Origin of the sequence: Marinobacter sp. ELB17 (assembly GCF_000169375.1) — a bacterium.
Taxonomy (GTDB): domain Bacteria; phylum Pseudomonadota; class Gammaproteobacteria; order Pseudomonadales; family Oleiphilaceae; genus Marinobacter.
The window spans coordinates 77,323-96,688 of record NZ_AAXY01000010.1; the positions used below are offsets into that span (position 1 = coordinate 77,323).

Here is a 19,366-nt window from a genome sequence, read left to right on the forward strand (position 1 = left end):
GGTTGACCGGCCTATCCTTCCTGCTAATGGCGAGCGGGAACGATAGGGGTCAAGATCTCATTGAACATGGGGCCTTCTTAGCCCATCACTTTGTTAGGCAGCCAGAGTACGATCTCCGGGAAGATCATACATAATATCAGTACGATCAGGTTCAGTGCGATAAATGGCGTGACCGACCGGTAGATTTCACCCATTCCAACGTCATCGGGAGCGACTCCTTTCAGGTAGAAAAGTGCAAAACCATAGGGTGGCGTTTGTACAGCGATCAGGATGTTTAGAATCATCAGCACCCCGAACCAAATGGGGTCGTAGCCCAGGGCCACCGCGATCGGAGTAAACAGCGGCGCGCACATCAGCACGATGATGAACTCGTCAATAATGAATCCAAGCAGCAGCATGATCAGCTGAAATATTATGATGATCATGATGGGTGGCAGGTCCAGGCCGGTCGTGACCTCGGCCACCATATTCTGCACTCCCATCAATAAATGGAAGTTGCTGAATACAGAGGCGCCGAAAATGATCCACATGGCCACGCTGACCAGAGTGGCTGTTTGAAAGCCGGCGGCCTGGAACATGGCCGGATTGAACCGCTTGAACACGATCGCCAGCAAGATGGCGCCCACCACCCCGATGGCTCCCGATTCAGTAGGGGTGGCAATGCCACTGATAATGCTGCCGAGCACTACAAAGATAAGCAGTAAGGCGGAGAGGCCGTCGCGCAGTATGACGAATTTCTGACTTGAGGTGCGGGGTTCCTCGTCGGTCCTGTCTTTTTCCAGGGGGGCCTTGGTGGGATCGCGCCGGCAGCTGATTACCACGTAGCTTATCAGGAGCGCGATCGTCAGTAAGGCCGGAACCATGGCGCCCAGAAACATGCGCCCGACCGAGTTCTGGGTTGCGGCAGCAAACATTATCATGGGAATGCTGGGAGGAATCAGTATGCCCAAGCCTCCGCCCGCCATTATGACGCCCAGCGCCAAGCGCCTGTCATAGCCTCGCTCAAGCATCGGGCGCAGGGCGATGCTGCCTGAGGTCATGATGCCGGCGCCGATAATGCCAACCATGGCACCGATCATTGAGCAAACCGCGATAACGCTGATGGCCAGAGAACCACGCACCCGGCCGATCATCAGCTGGCTAGCGTTGAACATGGCATCGCCGATCCCGGACTTGGTCAGCAATTGTCCCATGTAGATGTACAGGGGAATGGCGAGCAGGATAAAACTGAAAAAGGTCGATTCCAGTGTCGTTGGAATAACGTTGAAGATGCCCTCGCCCCAAGTCAGGTAGCCGATCCCCATGGCGATTCCACCCAGAGCCAGGCCCACCGGGGCTCCGAGAGCGAAGAAGATCAGGATGCACAGCAGCAGCACCCCGGTCAGCAGTTCAATGCCCATGATGGGTACCCTCTTTTTGTTTCAGCAGCGGTATACCCGTCGCCAAGTAATAAATATCGTTCAATATGTCCCGCACGAGTTGGGCAATAAAAAGCGAGCAGGCGATCATCATCACCCAGAAGTGATACATGGGCGGCGCCCACTCGCTTTCGCGACGGTAATCGAATTCCAGGGCTTCTGTCAGTTTGCCAGTGCTTACCTTCACGATGATGACCAGGAAGAATATGCCCAGGGCGAAGCTGATGACGTTAAAAACGCTCTTGGTCTTGGGGGAGACCTTCAGGTAAAGAATGTCGACATTGATGTGCGCTCGCTTCTGTTAAGCATAAGCGCCGCCGAGGGCTGTGACATAGCCGAACAGAAACAGCGACATGTCGTAGGCCCAGATGGTGGGGCTGTTCAGGACGTAGCGAGCGAATACTTCAAAGGCGACGATGCCGGCCAATAGCGGCATTAGGTAGGCAGCTGCTTTGCCTGTCAGCATGACAAGAAAATCGATACTGTGGCAGAGCCCCCTCAGAAAAGAATGGAACATAAGGGATATCCTGAAATTATACAAAAGGCGAAAAGTACCGTTTACTTTCCGCCTTGGCCAAAGGCCCAATACGAGCCCTTGAAAACGGGTGATTTTTGCAAAAACTCACCCGTTTTCAAGGGCGATAATTATAGAGGCAAAATGCCTGCTAAATTATCAGTAGTCGGTGGTATTCAGGATGTCGATCAGCTGCTTGCTGTACTTGTCCTGCGCGGCGTACTCTTCCCGAAGAGTTGAACCCGCAGCAGCCCACGCTTTTTTGTCGGCTTCGCTCATAGCAAATCGCACTGACTTTAGGTCTTTTTGTCGGATTACTCATATTTGAGTCCAGCAACTGGAGTTTCCGCAGTCTTACAAGAAAGTGCTCCGCAACTGAGAAAGGTGCACGCACACAGCGTGAAGGAAATTAGAGGTTTTCGGGCCAATTGGCAAAATTTTTCCCCTAACTACAGATTGGTAAACAAGTGGTGCGCCGAAAAAAAATTAATTTAAACAACTGTTTTTAATGTGTTTTTGATCGGATGCGGCGGCATTAGGTGGTTAAGCGCGAGGCAAAAGCACAGTAAGTAAGCAGTCGCATCAATTATTAGATGCATAGGTTTTCTGCAGTGGTCCAATGAAGTCGGACACGAATTTAGTTGGTTATATTGCAGTCGTAAGTGAGGTGTCTGATGACCGGGAAACGACGTTTCTTTCCCTTCAATTTCAAGTAGGAATCACCGGTCTGGCGCCTGACTAAGGATGCTGATTTGCGCATGCCTGTACGCCCTTAAAATGGGTGAAAGTGCCGTGCGACGATGGGACACCAAGACGTATTTTAACGAGTGGTTAGCCTCACTCTGACTTTTTCACCGCTCATAAAGACCCGCTGGTACTTACTTTTTCGCTCGGGCAGGCCTCAAAATAATTTTGTTCACACACTATAAAAGGTCTTAAAATACTTTAATTCAAAGGATTGGATAATTAATTTAATGTAAATTGTGGGGGTTTTGCTGCGTATTCCAGACCAAGGTTGCCACTGATTCCAGACGAAGCCTGCCACCCATTCCACGCGAAAGCTGCCACTGATTCCACGGCAAAGCTGCCACCCCGGCAGGCTGTCTGACTCACCCCATCGAAACCGTCCGGCGCGGGATAACTTAACGGTACTCTGAGTCTTTTCATCCGGAGAAGACCAGATGCCTGCGAAGAGGTTATCCATGCGTAAGATCAAAGAAGTCCTTCGCCTGAAATGGGAGCGAGGGCTGAGCAACCGACAGATTGCAGCGGCCTGCGGCGTCAGCCGCCCCACGGTAAGCGAGTATCTTCGGCGTTTGGCCGAAGCCGGTTTGAACTGGCCATTGCCGGAGGATCTGGATGAGACTCAGCTGGAGCAGCTGTTGTTCCCGCCCCCTCCAGACTTGCCGGCTCAGGTCCGGGGCATACCGGACTGGAATCAGGTCCACGACGAACTGAAGGGTAAATACGTCACTCTGTTCCTGCTCTGGCAGGAGTACCGGCAGGCAAACCCGGAAGGGTATCAGTACAGCTGGTTCTGCGAGCGCTACCGGGCCTGGCAGGGCAAGCTGGACCTGGTGATGCGCCAGGACCATCGAGCGGGTGAGAAGCTGTTTGTGGACTACGCCGGCCAGACCGTGCCCGTCATTGACCGCACCACCGGAGAGATCCACGAGGCGCAGATCTTTGTGGCGGTCATGGGCGCTTCCAATTACACCTACGCCGAAGCCACCTGGAGCCAGAAGCTGCCGGACTGGATTGGCTCCCACATCCGGGTCTTCGAATTCCTCATGGGAGTGCCTGAACTGGTAATCCCCGATAACCTAAAATCCGGTGTGACCAAAGCTCACCGCTACGAACCTGACCTCAACCCGACCTACCAGGACATGGCCGCCCATTACGGCGTAGCCGTTGTCCCTACACGGGTCCGAAAGCCACGTGATAAAGCCAAGGTGGAAGGCGGTGTGCTGATCGTCGAACGCTGGATTCTGGCGGCGCTGCGCCACCGTCAGCACTTCTCCCTGGGGCAGCTCAATGCAACCCTCCGTGAGCTGCTGGAAAAGCTCAATCGCCGCCCCTTCCGAAAGCTGCCCGGCTGCCGGCGCGACCACTTCGAACAGCTGGACAAACCCGCCCTACAACCCCTGCCAGCTGAGCGTTATGTCTACGCGGAATGGAAGAAGGCTCGGGTGAACATCGACTACCACATAGCCGTTGACGGGCATTACTATTCGGTACCCTACACCCTGATCAAGAAGGAAGTGGAGGTCCGGATTACCCACAACACCATTGAGTGTTTTTACCGGGGCAACCGGATCGCCAGCCACCGTCGCTCTGACCAAAAGGGACGGCATACCACCATCTCCGCCCATATGCCCGAATCCCATCGGCAGGCGGGTGAGTGGTCACCGGAACGGCTCACTGCCTGGGCGGCCAAGACCGGGCCCGCGACGGAAAAGCTCATCCGCACCGCACTGGGTGCCCGCAAACACCCACAGCAGGCTTACCGCTCCTGCCTGGGCATTCTCCGGCTGGGCAAGAGCTACGGCGAGGCACGACTGGAAGCCGCCTGCCGGCGGGCCCTGATGCTGGGTAGTTGCCGTTACAAAAGCATTGAATCCATCCTCAAGCATCGCCTAGACCAGCAGCCCCTGGAAGAACAGCAAGAGCTGGCCTTACCGGATGCCCACGACAACATCCGCGGCCCAACCTACTACCACTGAGGGAACCTGACATGCTGAAACATCCGACTCTGGACAAACTCCATGCCCTCAAATTGACCGGCATGGCCGCCGCACTGGCTGATCAGTCGGCCACGCCTGACATCACGGAACTGAGCTTCGAGGAACGCCTTGGACTGCTGGTTGACCGGGAGATGACCGAACGAGATAACCGACGCCTGACCAGCCGGCTGCGCCGGGCTGGACTGCGACACACCGCCGTTCTCGAAGACCTGGATTACCGGAACTCACGGGGTCTGGATAAGGGACTGATCCAATCCTTGGCAAGCTGCCAATGGGTGAAGGAACACCTGAATGTGCTCATCACCGGTCCCACCGGTGTTGGCAAAACCTGGCTGGCCTGTGCCCTAGCGCACAAAGCCTGCCGGGAAGGCTACACCGCCCAGTACGTTCGCCTGGCCCGGCTGCTACGAGAACTGACCATCGCTAAAGGAGACGGTCAGTACCCCAAACTGCTAGCAAATCTCGCCAAAGTCGATGTACTGATCCTGGACGATTGGGGACTCATGAAACTGAGCGCAGAGAACCGAAGAGACTTGCTGGAAGTGCTGGAAGACCGGTACGGCCGTCGCTCCACCATCGCCACCAGCCAACTCCCTATCGAGGAATGGCATGACGTCATCGGTGACGCCACTCTGGCGGATGCCATTCTGGATCGGCTGGTTCACAACGCTTACAAGATCAATCTCAGGGGTGAATCCATGCGGAAACGACAAGCAAAGTTGACGGGCACCACAGCTTCGGAGTAACAATGAAATCCCCGCGTCGCTACGCTCCGATGGGTGGCAGCCTTGCGCCGGTCCGGGTGGCAGGCTTCAGATGGAATGGGTGGCAACCTTCAGCGGTTTACGCAGGTTTTGCTGAATTTTAATCATTTTTGTTCGTAATTTCTTGTTAAAGCTAGATACAAAAGTTAAATAGCCTACTTAATCATGCTTTTTAGTGATTTTCACTCACAAATCTAAGGTAAGCTGATTGTGCTTAGTTTAAGTCTATGTAAGTTTCGTAACTTATGACGTAACAAAAAAAACCAGAGAAACAAACTATGATGCGTAAATTAGCAACGTCACTCGTACTTTCCTGCATTGCGTTCACCTCCGTGAATGCTACAGCCGATCAGCTTGACACCGTGATTCAGCGAGGCACATTGAACTGTGGTGTGGTTCTAGATTTCCCACCAATGGGCTATTTTGACGGAAACAATCAGCCCGCAGGTTTCGATGTCGGTTATTGTAACGATCTGGCTGCCGCCCTCGGCGTGGAGTCAAATATACTCAATCTTACCTGGGGTGATCGAATCCCATCCTTGATTTCCGGAAAAACTGATGTTGTTATCGGCTCTACGTCCGATACTCTGGAACGTGCAAAATCTGTTGGATTCACCTACCCGTACTTTGTTTTCAAATTCCAGGTAATTGCCCCGAAAAACAAGAATATCCAGTCGTTTGATGATCTTAAGAATCTGAAGGTTGGTGCTGCACTGGGTACTACTTACGAAACTGAATATCTTGCCTACGCCGAGAAAAAAGGCTGGGGAACGGATAATTACACAGCGTTCAAGTCTGAAAATGATGCTTACCTGGGCTTGTACCAAGGCAAAGTGGATGCGGTTATCTCAACCAACACCAATATTGCCACCAAGCTGCAAAGCGCAGAGTTCAAAGATTTTGCTGCGGGGCCTTTCGTACCCAACTATGACGACGTCGTAGGTCTGATTGCAAAAAGAAGCGAAGGCGCCTGGATTAGCTACCTGAACCTGTTCCTGGTGCATCAGATTCGCGATGGCAACATGAATACGCACTACAACAAGCACTTCGGTTCAGATGCGCCTGCTGATTTGATCCAGTCCTTGAGGGATAACAAGTAATAGCGACATCGGTGACCGCCAGTCAGGCGGCTGCCAATATTACTTGTCGACAGGCCAAGCGCATATATCCTTGCGTAACGGCTTCGTACTCTGATGGGTGCTTTGATAAAGCACCCATCAGATCCCTTCTTAACCACAGAAAGTGGCCAAGGTATGGATTATGAATTTCACTGGAACGTCGTGTTCCAGAATATGCCTGAGTTGCTGAATGGGGCCTTTGTAACCCTGCACGTATCTGTGCTCGCAATGCTCCTGGGCATTGTGATAGCAATACTGTTGGCGATTGCCAAGATGAACAACAGCAAGCCCTATTGTTATATTGCAACCACATGGGTCGAGATAGCCCGAAACACTCCCGCACTTTTCCAAATCTATATGGCTTATTTTGGGCTGGGAGCTTTAGGTATTCATTTAAGCCCTTATGTTGCTGTGTTGAGCGCACTTGTATTTATCAATGCCGGTTACCTGACCGAGACTTTTCGTGGCGGATTTCAGTCCATCCCCAACACACAGTACAGCGCTTCTAAATCTCTGGGCATGACCAGTATTCAAGTGTATCGATACATCATCCTTCCGCAAATGCTCAGACGAATCTATCACCCGATGACCAACCAGTTTGTCTGGTCTATCCTGATGAGTTCCTTGGGTATTTTGGTTGGAATGGGCGAGCTTTCCGGGACAACCCAAAGACTCCAGTCATTGTCATTCCGGACGCTTGAGTTCTTTATGGTGGCAGCGGTTATGTACTTCATCATCACTAAGTTAGTGCTGATCAGTTCGTCACTTCTTTCCCGCAAACTATTCAAAGGGGAAATCTGATGAACTCTTTGTTTACGCCTCTGTCCTGGAGTGACACCGGTTTTATTCTTATCGGTGTCATGAATACGGTGACCATATCGATAGTAGCGATAGTGTTGGGAACCCTGCTGGGTTTGGCCGTCGGTTTTTTGCGCGCTGAAAGCAGCAAGGTGGTCAACGTACTGCTTGGTAGTGTGCTGGATATACTCAGAAGTGTGCCGCTGATCATTCAGCTGATTCTTTTTTCGACCTTTGTTGGCGCAATGGGATACCCGCTCGATCCGTTTGTGGCTGGCTCCATCATTCTTTCGCTTTACACTATGGCGTTCATGAGTGAAGTTTTCCGTAGTGGTTTCGAAAGCGTGCATCAATCCATGCGGACCTCAGCCCGCTCATTGGGTATGTCATACTGGCAAACCATTTTCTATATTCGTTTACCCATCGGTTTGCGCGCAGTCTTTCCCTCCTGGTTGGGTGTTGCCCTAAGCGTCATCAAAGACTCGGCTCTGGTCTCTGTTATTGGTTATATGGAGCTGCTGCGCACGTCTGATCAGCTCATCTCCCGTACCCAGCAACCATTAATGATTCTGATCGGTGTTGGTATCTTTTACTTTATTATTTCATACCCCTTATCGTCATATGGTCGGTATGTTGAAAGGAAAATGGCAATATGATCAGTATCCAGAATGTCCATAAATCTTTTGGTGATCTCGAAGTTCTTAAAGGTGTCAGTCTGGATGTCAACGACGGCGAAGTCGTGAGCATTATCGGTGGCTCCGGAAGTGGCAAGTCGACCCTGCTGTATTGCATCAATGCCATCGAGAATATTCAAAAAGGCAAAATCATCGTGGATGGTGTTGATGTTCATAGTAAAGAGACCAATAAAGATAAGCTGCGCCAAAAACTGGGCATGGTATTTCAGCAATGGAATTCCTTTCCGCACATGACCGTGCTGGAAAATGCAGCTCTTGCCCCCAGAATCGTCAAAAAAATGAGCAAGGAAGAGGCGATTGAAATCGCCAAAAAGGAACTCGTGCATGTTGGCCTGGGTGACAAGTTTGACGTCTACCCTACAAAAATGTCTGGAGGTCAACAGCAGCGCCTGGCGATCGCCCGCGCCCTTGCCATGAAACCCGATTGCATGCTTTTTGATGAGGTTACATCCGCCCTTGATCCCGAATTGGTGGGTGAGGTTCTGGATACCTTGCGCCTGTTGGCGGACGAAGGCATGACCATGATTTGCGTGACACATGAAATGGGCTTCGCGCGTGATGTGTCTGATCGCGTGGCTTACTTTCACGAAGGCGTTATTGCCGAGATTGGTGAGGCTAAACAGGTTATTATCGATCCGCAAAACCCGCTAACCCAAAAATTCCTGTCAAAAGTACGCTGATAAGATATTGCTGATTTGAATTCTTAAGGGGTCGAGTTAAAACTCGCCCCCTTTTTTAGTGCTCTTGTTACCGCATTGCATCAAGCGTTTTTTGATAGGGCGGGGTGTCATAACGTTAGGCAGTTCAGCACACATGCAGGGTCTCGGTTCTCCCGGTTGACTGGGGGTGGTGCGTTTAGGGGTTCTTGTCCGGGTTCGGCTTGGGAGGTAGCGTAACGCTTTCAGGGCTGTCCTCATAACCGCTCCTGAGAGTGTGGGTCTGCGAGTCATAGTTGTCTCGAAGTTCGTCTTTTATTGTGCCGCTCCAGAGCGGCGTCCCAATAAAGTAACCGGCACGCCCGATAACGTGAGCTGCGATCGGCGAGGTAATCAGGATGAACACGACGATGGCGAATGCCCTTGCCAATACGACGCCGTCGGCAAAGAAAAACGCCACTCCAGCCATAGTAAACATGGCCCCCATGGCACCCGCCTTGGTGGATGCATGCATGCGTGTGGGCAGGTCCGGCAGGCGAATGATGCCAACGGCAGCCAGCAACATGAAGCCGGCGCCGGCCAGTAGCAGTATGGATACGATGATATCCGTCATTCTTGCGTCCCCCGTTCCAGAAACCGCGCAAAGCCGATGGCTGCAAGAAACGCGGTCAGGGCGATAACAATCGCGACGTCCAGCAGGCTTGAAATACCGGTGTCAATGGCATGAACCCCCACAAAGCCCACCACGATCGATGCAATCAGCTCCAGAGCCACCACTCTGTCTGGAAGAGACGGGCCCCGCGTAAGGCGGATGAACGCAAGCAAGAGTGCCAGGGAGAGCAGAAAATAAACAATATTGATGACAAACGGGATCACGTTTTGGCTCCTCAGCGCAAGATGTTCAGGATTTTGTGCTCAAGTTCCCTGAGGTCTTGCCGCAACTGTTCTTCATCTTGCAGAAACATGGCGTGTATAAAAAGCACCTTTTTGTCGTCGGACACGTCCAGGCTCAGGGTACCGGGTGTCAATGAAATCACGCTGCTCAGGAACATAATCTCGACGTCCGTGCGGGCCTTGAGGCGAAACGCAATAACGCCGGGCTTCATATACCAGACCGGTGTGGCAACGTCGTAGGCGACGCGGTAATTCGCTTTTACCAATTCCTTTATAAAGAATACCAAAAACGCGACGACCCTCGGAAGGCGCCTGGAATAACCTTTAAGTACCGGCACCTGTCTTTGCAAGACCATGAGCGCCAGATAGCCGAAGAAGAAGCCTGCCACGAAGTTCATGCCGCTGAAGTCGCCGCTCAGTGCTGCCCATGCCAGCGCCAGCATGATGTTCCAGAAAAAACCGATCATTGCTGTGGCTCCAGAACCGCTTCGATATAAAGCTGTGGATTCAACAGCTGGTGTGCGGCCATTTCTGCCAGCTCATAGATCGGCTGACCATTAAGGCCGATAAACACGGTGCAGGCCGCAAGGCCGATGACCGGCACGAAGTAGGCCCAGTTGTGTTTGTCTTTCACCTCACCCCGCAAACGGCGCAAATCGGTCACGTGTTCCGGTGTTTTCTTCCAGAACACTTCCGCCCAGATTTTGATCATGGAATAGAGGGTCAGCAAACCGACCAGCAAGGCAATACCGGTGACAACATAGGCCTCCGCTTCCAGGCCAGCGCGGATAACCACGAATTTTGCAAAGAAACCGGACAGCGGCGGAATGCCCGCCAGTGACAGTGCGGGGATAAGGAAAAGCAGCGCCAAAAGAGGACGTTCTTTGTAAACGCCACCAAGATCCTTCAGATCGTAACTGCCGAGCAACCGGTAGGTGATACCGCTGATCAGGAACAGATTCGTCTTAACAAGGATGTGGTGCATGATATAAAACACCCCGCCAATGATGGCCAGCGGCGTGAACAGTGCGAGGCCCAGAAGCATGTAGCCAATCTGGCTGACAATGTGGAAAGACAGGATCCGGCGGAATTCGAACTGCGCGGCCGCCCCAAGTACGCCGGTCAGCATAGTCAGCGCGGCAGCCCACAAGAGAATGGTATGGGTGTAGTCGACGTCCTGGGTAAAAATCAGCGTGAAAACCCGGTAAAGCGCGTAGACACCTACCTTGGTCAGCAGGCCGGCGAACAGCGCAGAAACAGCCACTTGGGGGGTGTGATAAGAAGCCGGTAGCCAAAAAAACAGGGGGAAGGCCGCCGCCTTTATACCGAAGGACACCATGAACATCATCGATATGACGGTCACCATACCGGGGTCTTCAATGGTGGCTACTTTCTGAGCAATGTCGGCCATATTCAGTGTACCGATCGTGCCGTAAAGCAAACCCACCGCAGACAGGAAAATGGCCGAGGAGAACAGGTTCAGAGTGACGTATTTTATCGCGCCCTCCATTTGTGCCCGTTCGCCTCCCAGGGTGAGCAGGGCGAAGGAGGCGAGCAGCATCACCTCGAACCAAACAAAAAGATTAAAAATATCGCCGGTCAGAAAAGAGCCGGCAACCCCTGCCAGCAGCAGATGCATCAGTGGGTAGTAGCCAAACTTCTCGTGACCCTTGGGCGTGGAAGCCAGCGAATAGATGGCGATGGCAAGCCCTATGATGCCGGTCAGCACGATCATGATGGCACTGAGCAAATCAGAGACAAACACAATGCTGAACGGCGCCGGCCAGCTTCCCATTTCCATAACCAGAAACCCCTGGTCTATAGTGGAGCGCAGCAACCATACGCTGGCTGCAAGAAGCAAAGCGGTCGCCAGCACGGCAATAATGCGCTGATAGCGAACCGAACGCCACAGTGCTATCGACACTGCGCCGGCAGTCAGCGGTATCAGAATCGGTAGGGCCAGTTCCAGGTTCAAGTGTCCGTATCCTTCATTTGGTCGAGGTCATCGGTTCCCACGACTTCATAAGCGCGGCGTATCAGAACCACCGCAAATGCCAGAACACCAAAGGCAATAACAATCGCTGTGAGGATCAGCGCTTGGGGTAGCGGGTCCGCTATAGCGCCCAACGGTGCATTGGTTCCTTCCGGAAGCAGAGGCGGCGCTCCGCGGGTCATGCCTGAGACTACAAAAATAAGGAGGTTGGCAGCGTTGCTTAATAAGATCAGACCGATAACCAGTTTAACGATGGAGCGACGCAGCATCATGTAAATCGCTGCAGCGAACAGGATGCCGACGACATAAGCCATCAAGCTTTCCATACTGGCTCTCCTTGTGAGTTCAACGGGGGCGAGTGGTTACGATAGTCCTGAATCATTCCTCCGACTCCATCAGGTTGATCACAAACGTCATGATGGTTCCGAGCACGGCCGCGTAAACGCCGATATCGAAGATCAACACGGTCGACAGCTTGAGATAGGTATCGCCAGGCAAAGGCAGTTCCCACCAATGGGCCGTTAACATGGGTTGGCCGGCCAAAAAAGCGGGAATCGTTGATGCAAGGGCGAATAGCAGGCCCGCTGACAGCAAATCCCGAGGGTCGACCCGAAGAATGTGCCGTGTGGCTGTCGCACCGAATGCGAAGGCATAAAGCACGAACGCGCTTGCGGCTACAAGCCCGCCGATAAAACCGCCGCCGGGTTCGTCATGGCCCCGGAGCAACAGAAATAACGAGAACATCAACTGCAGCGGCATAATGAAGAGTGCCGCTGTGTGCAGAATCAGCGTGTTTGTTTTCATGGTTTGTGCTGATCCTCCGCCTTCAGTTTAATCATTGAAAGCACACCCAGAGCGGCAAGAGACAAAACAAAGATTTCGCCCAGAGTGTCCAGCGCCCGGAAGTCCACCAGAATGACGTTTACGATGTTGCGGCCGTAGGCAAGCGTTGCGCTGTTTTCGATGTAATAACTCGAAATGCTCTCGAAGTACTGCACGTCCAGCGCCGCAAGAATCACCAGGGTCATAACTATGCCAGCAAAAATCGCAACCGCAAGATCGCGATAACGCTCAAACGGGGACGACAGGTTGCCAAATTCAGGCAGTTTGAACAGCACCAGCACCAGCAGGATCACTGTCAACGTCTCGACCAGCAGCTGGGTGATGCCCAGATCCGGCGCGCTGAACAAAATGAACGTGAGTGCAACACCGAAGCCAAGCACGCCCATAGATGCAACAGAGCCAAGGCGTGAATGGGTCGTGCTGGAGAAAGTCGCGGCCGCCACCAATAACAGCGCAATGCCCCACTCATAAAAGTGACTGTCAGCAAGGTCCAGTGTCAGATTGATACCGTGCTGAGTCAGCAGCGTGTAGCCGGTTAAACCGAAGGTCACGGCAACCAGAATCAGCAGGTACAGCCCAAGCACGCCGTTCTGAAGTATCCGGGTTTGCCAAGCGGCGATGATGGTGATGCCATCCATAAATTTGAAATACCCAGCCTCCGGGCCAAATCGTGCGGCTGACGCATTGATCGCAGCAAGAGGGGATCGGAGCCGATTCCAGCTGGCCAGCAGGCCCGACCCCAGAAGCAGACTAATGACCGACAGCATCAGGGGTTTGTTGACGCCATGCCAGAGTGCCAATTTGGTTTCGACGGCGGCCCCATTGACGCTTCCTATCGCTGTCTGCAGTAATGCAGCTTCGGGAAGAAAAGGCACCAGTCCAAACACCAGGGCAGTCACCGATAGCACCGCCGGGCCAATCAGCATGCCAAAGGGCGCTTCATGGGGCTTTTTCGGTGTGTTGCCGCTTTGCCCGAAGAACGGTTTGATCGCAACCAACCCGGCCACGCCCACAAGCAGCATCGCCGCCAGGACCATTGTTATGGTTAGGCTGGCCGACCAAATTGGCGATTCAAGCAGAGATTCAAACAGCAATTCCTTGGCGATAAAGCCGAACAGCGGTGGCAGCCCTGCCAGAGAAAGAGCGGCGAGGCAGGCAATTACCGCCGTAACCGGCATGGCCTTTCGCAGCCCGCCCATGACGGTGATGTCTTTGGTGCCAGTCTCGTGATCCAATGCCCCGGCGATCATGAACAGAGCGCCCTTATAAAGCGAGTGTGCCACCAAAAAGCAGACAAAGGCGGTCAGGGCCAGCTCAGTGCCCACTCCGAGCAACATGGTCAGGGTGCCCAGCGCCATTATGGTGGAATAGGCCAATACCTTCTTAATACCGGTGCTACTGAAAGCAAGATAGGCCCCGGTCAGCATAGTAGCGGCGCCGAAAAGCATGAGCGCCTGGCTCCATAGCTCACCTTGTCCAAGTGAGGGGTTCAGTCGCGCCATCAGGTAAATGCCCGCCTTGACCATGGTAGCCGAATGCAGAAACGCGGAAACCGGCGTGGGCGCGGCCATGGCGTTGGGAAGCCAGAAATGGAAGGGCACCTGGGCTGATTTGGTAAACGTGCCTGCCAGGATGCAAATAACCGCTGCGGTGTAAAACGCGTGCTCGTGCAGCGCCATGTCTGACGACAAGATTTCAGACAGCGAATAACTGCCGCTCATGATGGCCAGCAGAATCAGGCCCGCCATCAGTGCCAGGCCACCGGCAACCGTTACGAAAAGACCTTGCAGGGCAGACTTTCGGGCTTCCATGTCTTCGTGATTAAAGCCAATCAACAGGTAGGACGTAATGCTGGTCAACTCCCAGAACACGAAGAGCGTTACAAGATTGTCTGAAAGCACCAGACCGAACATCGACGCCATAAAAGACAGCATTAACACGAAGAATCGGGCCAGATATTTGTGTCCAGCAAGGTAAGAGCCAGAATAAATGAGGATAAACGTGCCGATGCCGCTGATCAGCAATGCAAAAACGAGGGAGAGCCCATCCACCAGGAAATTCAGCGTAATATCCAGGCCAGGCAACCAGGCATATTCGATAAGCAGTGAACCATTCGCCTGGACGGCTGGAATCAGGCTGGCAAAGTAGACCGTAAGGCTGGCTGGCAGGAAGGCGAGCGCCCAACCAATGTATTTCCCGGTTATCCGGTGCAGCGCCGGAACGGCCATCGCAAGTAAAAATCCTGATAATACAGCCAGTAACATAACGTAATCGCGCTCCAGTCAGGTCCTTTGGAATAATTAGGTTACTGCCAGTAAGGAACCAACCTATAAACGTTAATTATCGCTTCCTTCTCAATAACTTGGGAGATTATCCGACAACTTGGTTAAAGGCAAGAGAGCTCGTAGGCGTGCGCTCCTATCCTCGGTTTCGTTCAGGTTTACGTTCTAGACCCCCACGTCTTTGACGTTCTCCATCACCACAAAGGTGCTGGTTTGTAAAACGTGGGGCAAGGCTGAAATCTGTTCACCGAGAACTTGCCGGTATTCAGCCATGTTGCGGGTGCGGACTTTGAGCAGATAATCGAAGTTACCGGCAATCATGTGGCACTGCTCAACGGCGGAGATCTGGATGACTGCCTCGTTGAACGCGTTGAGAGCGTGGCTGTTGGTGTCGCTCAGTTTTACCTCCGTAAACGCGATGTGGCTTTGTTGCAATTTGGTGTGATTAACCAGTGCTGTGTAACCGGTAATGTATCCCTGTTCTTCTAACCGCCGCATACGGACCTGACAGGGCGTTTTGGACAGTCCAACCCGGGACGCCAGCTCGGTGACGGTGACTCGAGCGTTCTTCTGCAGTTCGCGAATAATTGAGTGATCAATCCGGTCCAGTTCCACGATCATTATCTCCTGCTGGGTGTGCACCGGTCTGTTTGAACTTTTCCGTATTTCATACGTAAAATGTGGTCGGCGTTCGAAACTTAGTTGCCTAAGTTTTAATTTTGCGTCCATCGGCTTCTGCAAAGCATCGATACTGAGGCTACGCTTAAAATTTAAAAGCGTGCGGTAATCAGGGTAAAGCGTGGTACTTACGTGTTTGGATCTGGGAGTTTAGCCTATTTAGCCGTGCTGTCTCAGAGTTTCTACCATTTTTTACCTCCAAAAAAAGATAAATTGGCCTGTAAATTCCTTTTTTTCAGTGAAAATTTTTTTGCTGTTCTCGGTAGAATGCCGGATCGGCAAGTTATACAAACAATGTAGAAGAGGGTACAACCATGAGACCGCAGCAATCAGAGAGTCCCGCAGTTGTCGACAGTCGACAGGCGATCCAAGATTATTATCTTGCGTTCGAGCATGTCGTCGTTCACGAGATGATTGCTGGCGCTCAATTATCGCCGTCCGAGAGCAAGGCCATCTCTGCCAGAGCGTCCGACCTGGTTCGCGGCGTTCGGAAGAGCGCCAAGCCCACCATCATGGAAAAATTCCTGGCCGAGTACGGGCTGACGACGAAGGAAGGTGTTGCTCTCATGTGTTTGGCTGAGGCCATGCTGCGTGTGCCGGACGCTACGACTATTAATGACCTGATCGAAGACAAGATCACGTCCGGGTGCTGGGGTGACCATGTGGGCAGGGCCTCTTCCTCTTTGATAAACACAGCGACCATCGCCCTGCTGATGACCAGCAACCTGCTCAAGGATTCCGAGCGTAAAAACGTGGGCGAAACGCTCCGCAAGCTCCTGAAGCGCTTGGGTGAACCGGTGATTCGCACGGTGGCAAGCCAAGCCATGAAGGAGATGGGGCGGCAATTCGTTCTGGGGCGCGATATCAAAGAAGCCCAGAAAGCCAGTGAAGGTTACATGAAAAAGGGCTACACCTACTCTTATGACATGCTGGGAGAAGCGGCCCGCACGGATCACGACGCCCAGCGTTACTACAACGCCTACTCTGACGGGATTGACAGCATCGCCAAGCATTGCAGTGGTGACGTTCGCAAAAATCCGGGCATTTCTGTCAAGCTTTCTGCATTGCTTGCACGGTATGAGTACGGCAACAAAGAGCGGGTTATGAAGGAGCTTGTGCCCAGGGCTATGCGACTGGTCAAAAAAGCGGCCGCCGCTAATATGGGCTTCAATATTGACGCGGAAGAGCAGGACCGGCTGGAACTCTCAATGGACGTCATTGAGGCGCTGCTGAGTGATCCTGAACTTGCAGGCTGGAATGGCTTCGGCGTATGTGTGCAGGCTTACGGTAAGCGCGCGCCTTTCATGCTGGACTGGTTGTACGGAATCGCTGAAAAATACGATCGTCGGATCATGGTGCGGCTGGTTAAAGGTGCCTACTGGGACGCTGAAATCAAGCGTGCCCAAGTCATGGGCCTGGACGGATTCCCTGTGTTTACTCGCAAGGCCTGTAGTGATGTGTCGTTCTTGTCTTGTTCTACCAAATTGTTGAACATGACGGATCGCATTTACCCTCAGTTCGCGACTCACAACGCGCACTCTGTGTCGGCAATTCTTGAGCTGGCCAGAGTGCGTGGTGAAGCCAACTACGAGTTTCAGCGCTTGCATGGTATGGGTGAATCTCTGCACGGCCAAGTTATGGGTGACAGCGGCGTACCTTGTCGGATCTATGCGCCGGTAGGCCCCCATCACGAACTGCTGGCGTATCTGGTTCGTCGTCTGCTGGAGAACGGTGCCAACAGCTCCTTCGTAAACCAAATTGTAGATGAAGATATTCCGCCTGAAATGATCGCAAAAGATCCGATCGATCTGGTTAAGGAAATGGGCGACGACATTTCCAGCAAGGCGATTGTGCGTCCAGCCAAAATTTTTGGTGAACATCGCCGCAACTCCAAAGGCTGGGACCTGACTGATTCGGCCACCATCGAAGCCATTGATCAGGGTCGCGATGCTTACAAAGAGCACCATTGGAAAGGCGGGCCGCTGATTGCGGGTAAGGTATCGGGCACCGAAGCACAGGTAGTTCGCAACCCGGCCAACCCGGAAGATTTGGTGGGTCATGTTACCCAGGCCAACGAGGCCGATATCGAAACCGCAATTTCTGCCGCGCAGAAAGGTTTTAAGTCATGGTCTGCCACGCCAGTAGAAGAACGTGCCGCCTGCCTGCGTAAAGTCGCGGATCTTTATGAAGAGAACACCCTCGAGCTGTTTGCACTGGCCACCCGCGAGGCGGGCAAATCGCTGTCGGACGCCGTCGCTGAAATTCGTGAAGCGGTGGACTTTGCCCACTATTACGCCAACGAAGGCGTTCGCTATGAAAACAGCGGTGAAGCCATAGGTCCGGTGGTGTGTATCTCACCCTGGAATTTTCCGCTGGCTATCTTCACCGGTCAGATTCTGGCTAACCTGGTGGCGGGTAACGTCGTTCTGGCCAAGCCAGCCGAGCAAACGTCGCTGCTGGCCGTTCGAGCAGTAGAGCTGATGCATAAGGCAGGCATTCCCAAGGATGCGATCCAACTGGTGCCGGGCACCGGTGCCACTGTGGGTGCGGGCCTGACTTCGGATTCTCGTATAGCCGGCGTCTGTTTTACCGGTTCTACCAATACCGCCAAGGTCATCGACAAGGCCATGGCCGAAAACATGGCACCGGATGCAGTCTTGGTGGCAGAGACCGGCGGCCTGAACGCGATGATTGTAGATTCCACCGCACTGCCAGAACAGGTCGTTCGTGATGTGCTGGCTTCTTCCTTCCAGAGTGCGGGCCAGCGTTGCTCTGCGCTGCGGATGTTGTATGTGCAGAAGGACATTGCCGATAGTCTGCTAAAAATGCTGTACGGCGCCATGGAAGAGCTGGGCATTGGTGATCCGTGGCTGTTGTCTACAGATGTGGGCCCGGTCATTGATGAACCATCCGCGAAGAAAATCATCGATCACTGCAAGAAGTTCGAGAACAAGAACCAGCTTCTGAAGAAACTGTCAGTGCCGCACAAAGGCAACTTTGTGTCTCCTGCGGTGATCAAAGTGAACGGTATTGGGGATCTGGAAGAAGAAATCTTCGGCCCCGTTCTGCATGTGGCTACTTTTGATGCGAAAGATATCGACAAGGTAGTGGATGACATTAATGCAAAGGGCTACGGCCTGACCTTTGGTGTTCACAGCCGGGTAGACAGCCGAATTGATCGTATCTCCCGTCGCATCAAGGTGGGTAACATCTACGTCAACCGGAATCAGATCGGTGCGGTCGTGGGTTCGCAGCCGTTTGGTGGCGAAGGTTTGTCAGGGACTGGTCCGAAAGCCGGTGGCCCGCAGTATGTGCGTCGGTTTATGAAAGGCGAGACGGTTCAGCGGCCGGCAGAATCGGGCGGCAAGAAAGTGGATGCAAGAGCGCTGGAGAGCCTGATCGGCAAGCTTGGCAGAATGAACACCCAAGTGCCAAAAGCGCGGGTTGAGGCCATGCAGTCGGTCTTCGACAGTGTTCCGGAGCCACTTGACGCCCACGAAGAGGTAATGCCGGGGCCAACCGGTGAAAGCAACGTTCTGACCAATCACGCCCGTGGCACGGTGTTATGTCTTGGTCCGGATAAAGACACAGCGATTGAGCAGATGATCATGGCCCTGGCTCAGGGCAACAAAGCCGTGGTGGTTGCGCCGGGTGTCAGTGATACCGTAGATCGCGCTGCCAAGGCTGGTTTGCCGGTGGTTGGTGTGGAAGGCCAGCTGGAGCCAGATGCTCTTGAAACCGTCAAGGGCTTCGAGGCAGTGGTCAGCTGTGGCGAGCACTCAGTGCTAAAACCGTACCGCCAGGCGCTGAGGAAGCGCGATGGTGCGCTGCTGCCACTCATTACCGAGCATAAACTTGACCAGCGGTACGTGATTGAGCGCCACCTGTGTATTGACACAACGGCTGCTGGCGGCAATGCCAGCCTGATCGCTGCGTCTGAGTAAGCAATCTCGTCACAAGGCTCGGGTG

Annotated in this window: 16 protein-coding genes and 1 pseudogene; 7 read left to right on the forward strand and 10 right to left on the reverse strand. The window is 53.2% G+C overall.

Annotated elements, in window-relative coordinates:
- Positions 1-77 precede the first annotated feature (77 nt).
- Both MELB17_RS13185 and MELB17_RS13190 read right to left on the reverse strand, forming a co-directional pair.
- Positions 78-1,400, reverse strand: coding sequence for a TRAP transporter large permease (locus MELB17_RS13185; protein WP_007350757.1), 1,323 nt, complete (start codon positions 1,398-1,400; stop codon positions 78-80).
- Positions 1,390-1,935 (reverse strand): annotated as a pseudogene (locus MELB17_RS13190) (TRAP transporter small permease subunit). Before MELB17_RS13190 ends, MELB17_RS13185 begins: the two are co-directional and overlap by 11 nt.
- Before the next feature lie 1,178 nt (positions 1,936-3,113).
- On the opposite strand from MELB17_RS13190, the gene istA reads away from it, so the two are divergent.
- From istA to MELB17_RS13220, 6 genes are all read left to right on the forward strand, one after another.
- Positions 3,114-4,655, forward strand: a complete 1,542-nt coding sequence (istA, locus tag MELB17_RS13195) for an IS21 family transposase (protein WP_036184729.1) — start codon at positions 3,114-3,116, stop codon at positions 4,653-4,655.
- An 11-nt stretch (positions 4,656-4,666) separates the two neighbouring features.
- Entirely contained in the window at positions 4,667-5,422 is a 756-nt protein-coding gene (istB, locus tag MELB17_RS13200; protein WP_007350762.1) for an IS21-like element helper ATPase IstB, read from the forward strand.
- 296 nt (positions 5,423-5,718) lie between these two features.
- A complete protein-coding gene (locus MELB17_RS13205) occupies positions 5,719-6,540 on the forward strand; it encodes a transporter substrate-binding domain-containing protein (protein ID WP_007350763.1) in 822 nt (273 codons plus the stop codon).
- A 153-nt stretch (positions 6,541-6,693) separates the two neighbouring features.
- Complete coding sequence (locus MELB17_RS13210; RefSeq protein WP_036184763.1) at positions 6,694-7,359, forward strand: amino acid ABC transporter permease; 666 nt, start codon at positions 6,694-6,696, stop codon at positions 7,357-7,359.
- Positions 7,359-8,012, forward strand: a complete 654-nt coding sequence (locus MELB17_RS13215) for an amino acid ABC transporter permease (protein ID WP_007350765.1) — start codon at positions 7,359-7,361, stop codon at positions 8,010-8,012. The genes MELB17_RS13210 and MELB17_RS13215 overlap by 1 nt, the downstream gene beginning before the upstream one ends.
- Positions 8,009-8,731 (forward strand): amino acid ABC transporter ATP-binding protein, encoded by a 723-nt coding sequence (locus MELB17_RS13220; RefSeq protein WP_007350766.1) that lies wholly within the window; start codon positions 8,009-8,011, stop codon positions 8,729-8,731. The genes MELB17_RS13215 and MELB17_RS13220 overlap by 4 nt, the downstream gene beginning before the upstream one ends.
- Before the next feature lie 175 nt (positions 8,732-8,906).
- Here MELB17_RS13220 and mnhG read toward each other — a convergent pair whose 3' ends face one another.
- The 8 genes from mnhG to MELB17_RS13260 form a co-directional block, all read right to left on the reverse strand.
- Complete coding sequence (gene mnhG, locus MELB17_RS13225) at positions 8,907-9,320, reverse strand: monovalent cation/H(+) antiporter subunit G (protein WP_007350767.1); 414 nt, start codon at positions 9,318-9,320, stop codon at positions 8,907-8,909.
- Complete coding sequence (locus MELB17_RS13230) at positions 9,317-9,583, reverse strand: monovalent cation/H+ antiporter complex subunit F (protein ID WP_007350768.1); 267 nt, start codon at positions 9,581-9,583, stop codon at positions 9,317-9,319. The genes mnhG and MELB17_RS13230 overlap by 4 nt, the downstream gene beginning before the upstream one ends.
- 11 nt (positions 9,584-9,594) lie before the next feature.
- Positions 9,595-10,068 carry a Na+/H+ antiporter subunit E gene (locus tag MELB17_RS13235; protein ID WP_007350769.1) on the reverse strand — a complete coding sequence of 158 codons (474 nt, stop codon included), beginning with the start codon at positions 10,066-10,068 and terminating at the stop codon, positions 9,595-9,597.
- Complete coding sequence (locus MELB17_RS13240; RefSeq protein WP_007350770.1) at positions 10,065-11,576, reverse strand: Na+/H+ antiporter subunit D; 1,512 nt, start codon at positions 11,574-11,576, stop codon at positions 10,065-10,067. The genes MELB17_RS13235 and MELB17_RS13240 overlap by 4 nt, the downstream gene beginning before the upstream one ends.
- Complete coding sequence (locus MELB17_RS13245) at positions 11,573-11,920, reverse strand: Na+/H+ antiporter subunit C (RefSeq protein WP_007350771.1); 348 nt, start codon at positions 11,918-11,920, stop codon at positions 11,573-11,575. Before MELB17_RS13245 ends, MELB17_RS13240 begins: the two co-directional genes overlap by 4 nt.
- 52 nt (positions 11,921-11,972) lie before the next feature.
- Positions 11,973-12,398, reverse strand: coding sequence for a Na+/H+ antiporter subunit B (locus MELB17_RS13250; RefSeq protein ID WP_007350772.1), 426 nt, complete (start codon positions 12,396-12,398; stop codon positions 11,973-11,975).
- Entirely contained in the window at positions 12,395-14,701 is a 2,307-nt protein-coding gene (locus MELB17_RS13255) for a putative monovalent cation/H+ antiporter subunit A (RefSeq protein ID WP_036184732.1), read from the reverse strand. Before MELB17_RS13255 ends, MELB17_RS13250 begins: the two co-directional genes overlap by 4 nt.
- Positions 14,702-14,884: 183 nt before the next feature.
- Positions 14,885-15,340: an Lrp/AsnC family transcriptional regulator gene (locus tag MELB17_RS13260; protein WP_007350774.1), complete on the reverse strand. Its 456-nt coding sequence runs from the start codon at positions 15,338-15,340 to the stop codon at positions 14,885-14,887.
- Between the two features lie 371 nt (positions 15,341-15,711).
- Between MELB17_RS13260 and putA the strand changes: the two genes are divergently transcribed.
- Positions 15,712-19,341 (forward strand): bifunctional proline dehydrogenase/L-glutamate gamma-semialdehyde dehydrogenase PutA, encoded by a 3,630-nt coding sequence (gene putA / locus MELB17_RS13265; protein WP_036184734.1) that lies wholly within the window; start codon positions 15,712-15,714, stop codon positions 19,339-19,341.
- Positions 19,342-19,366 lie beyond the last annotated feature (25 nt).

Coding starts and splice junctions, on each gene's coding strand:
- mnhG (WP_007350767.1), bottom strand. CDS start 9,320: ATGACGGATATCATCGTATCCATACTGCTACTGGCCGGCGCCGGCTTC.
- MELB17_RS13245 (WP_007350771.1), bottom strand. CDS start 11,920: ATGGAAAGCTTGATGGCTTATGTCGTCGGCATCCTGTTCGCTGCAGCG.
- MELB17_RS13235 (WP_007350769.1), bottom strand. CDS start 10,068: ATGATCGGTTTTTTCTGGAACATCATGCTGGCGCTGGCATGGGCAGCA.
- MELB17_RS13215 (WP_007350765.1), top strand. CDS start 7,359: ATGAACTCTTTGTTTACGCCTCTGTCCTGGAGTGACACCGGTTTTATT.
- putA (WP_036184734.1), top strand. CDS start 15,712: ATGAGACCGCAGCAATCAGAGAGTCCCGCAGTTGTCGACAGTCGACAG.
- MELB17_RS13205 (WP_007350763.1), top strand. CDS start 5,719: ATGATGCGTAAATTAGCAACGTCACTCGTACTTTCCTGCATTGCGTTC.
- MELB17_RS13250 (WP_007350772.1), bottom strand. CDS start 12,398: ATGAAAACAAACACGCTGATTCTGCACACAGCGGCACTCTTCATTATG.
- MELB17_RS13260 (WP_007350774.1), bottom strand. CDS start 15,340: ATGATCGTGGAACTGGACCGGATTGATCACTCAATTATTCGCGAACTG.
- istB (WP_007350762.1), top strand. CDS start 4,667: ATGCTGAAACATCCGACTCTGGACAAACTCCATGCCCTCAAATTGACC.
- istA (WP_036184729.1), top strand. CDS start 3,114: ATGCCTGCGAAGAGGTTATCCATGCGTAAGATCAAAGAAGTCCTTCGC.
- MELB17_RS13255 (WP_036184732.1), bottom strand. CDS start 14,701: ATGTTACTGGCTGTATTATCAGGATTTTTACTTGCGATGGCCGTTCCG.
- MELB17_RS13220 (WP_007350766.1), top strand. CDS start 8,009: ATGATCAGTATCCAGAATGTCCATAAATCTTTTGGTGATCTCGAAGTT.
- MELB17_RS13210 (WP_036184763.1), top strand. CDS start 6,694: ATGGATTATGAATTTCACTGGAACGTCGTGTTCCAGAATATGCCTGAG.
- MELB17_RS13185 (WP_007350757.1), bottom strand. CDS start 1,400: ATGGGCATTGAACTGCTGACCGGGGTGCTGCTGCTGTGCATCCTGATC.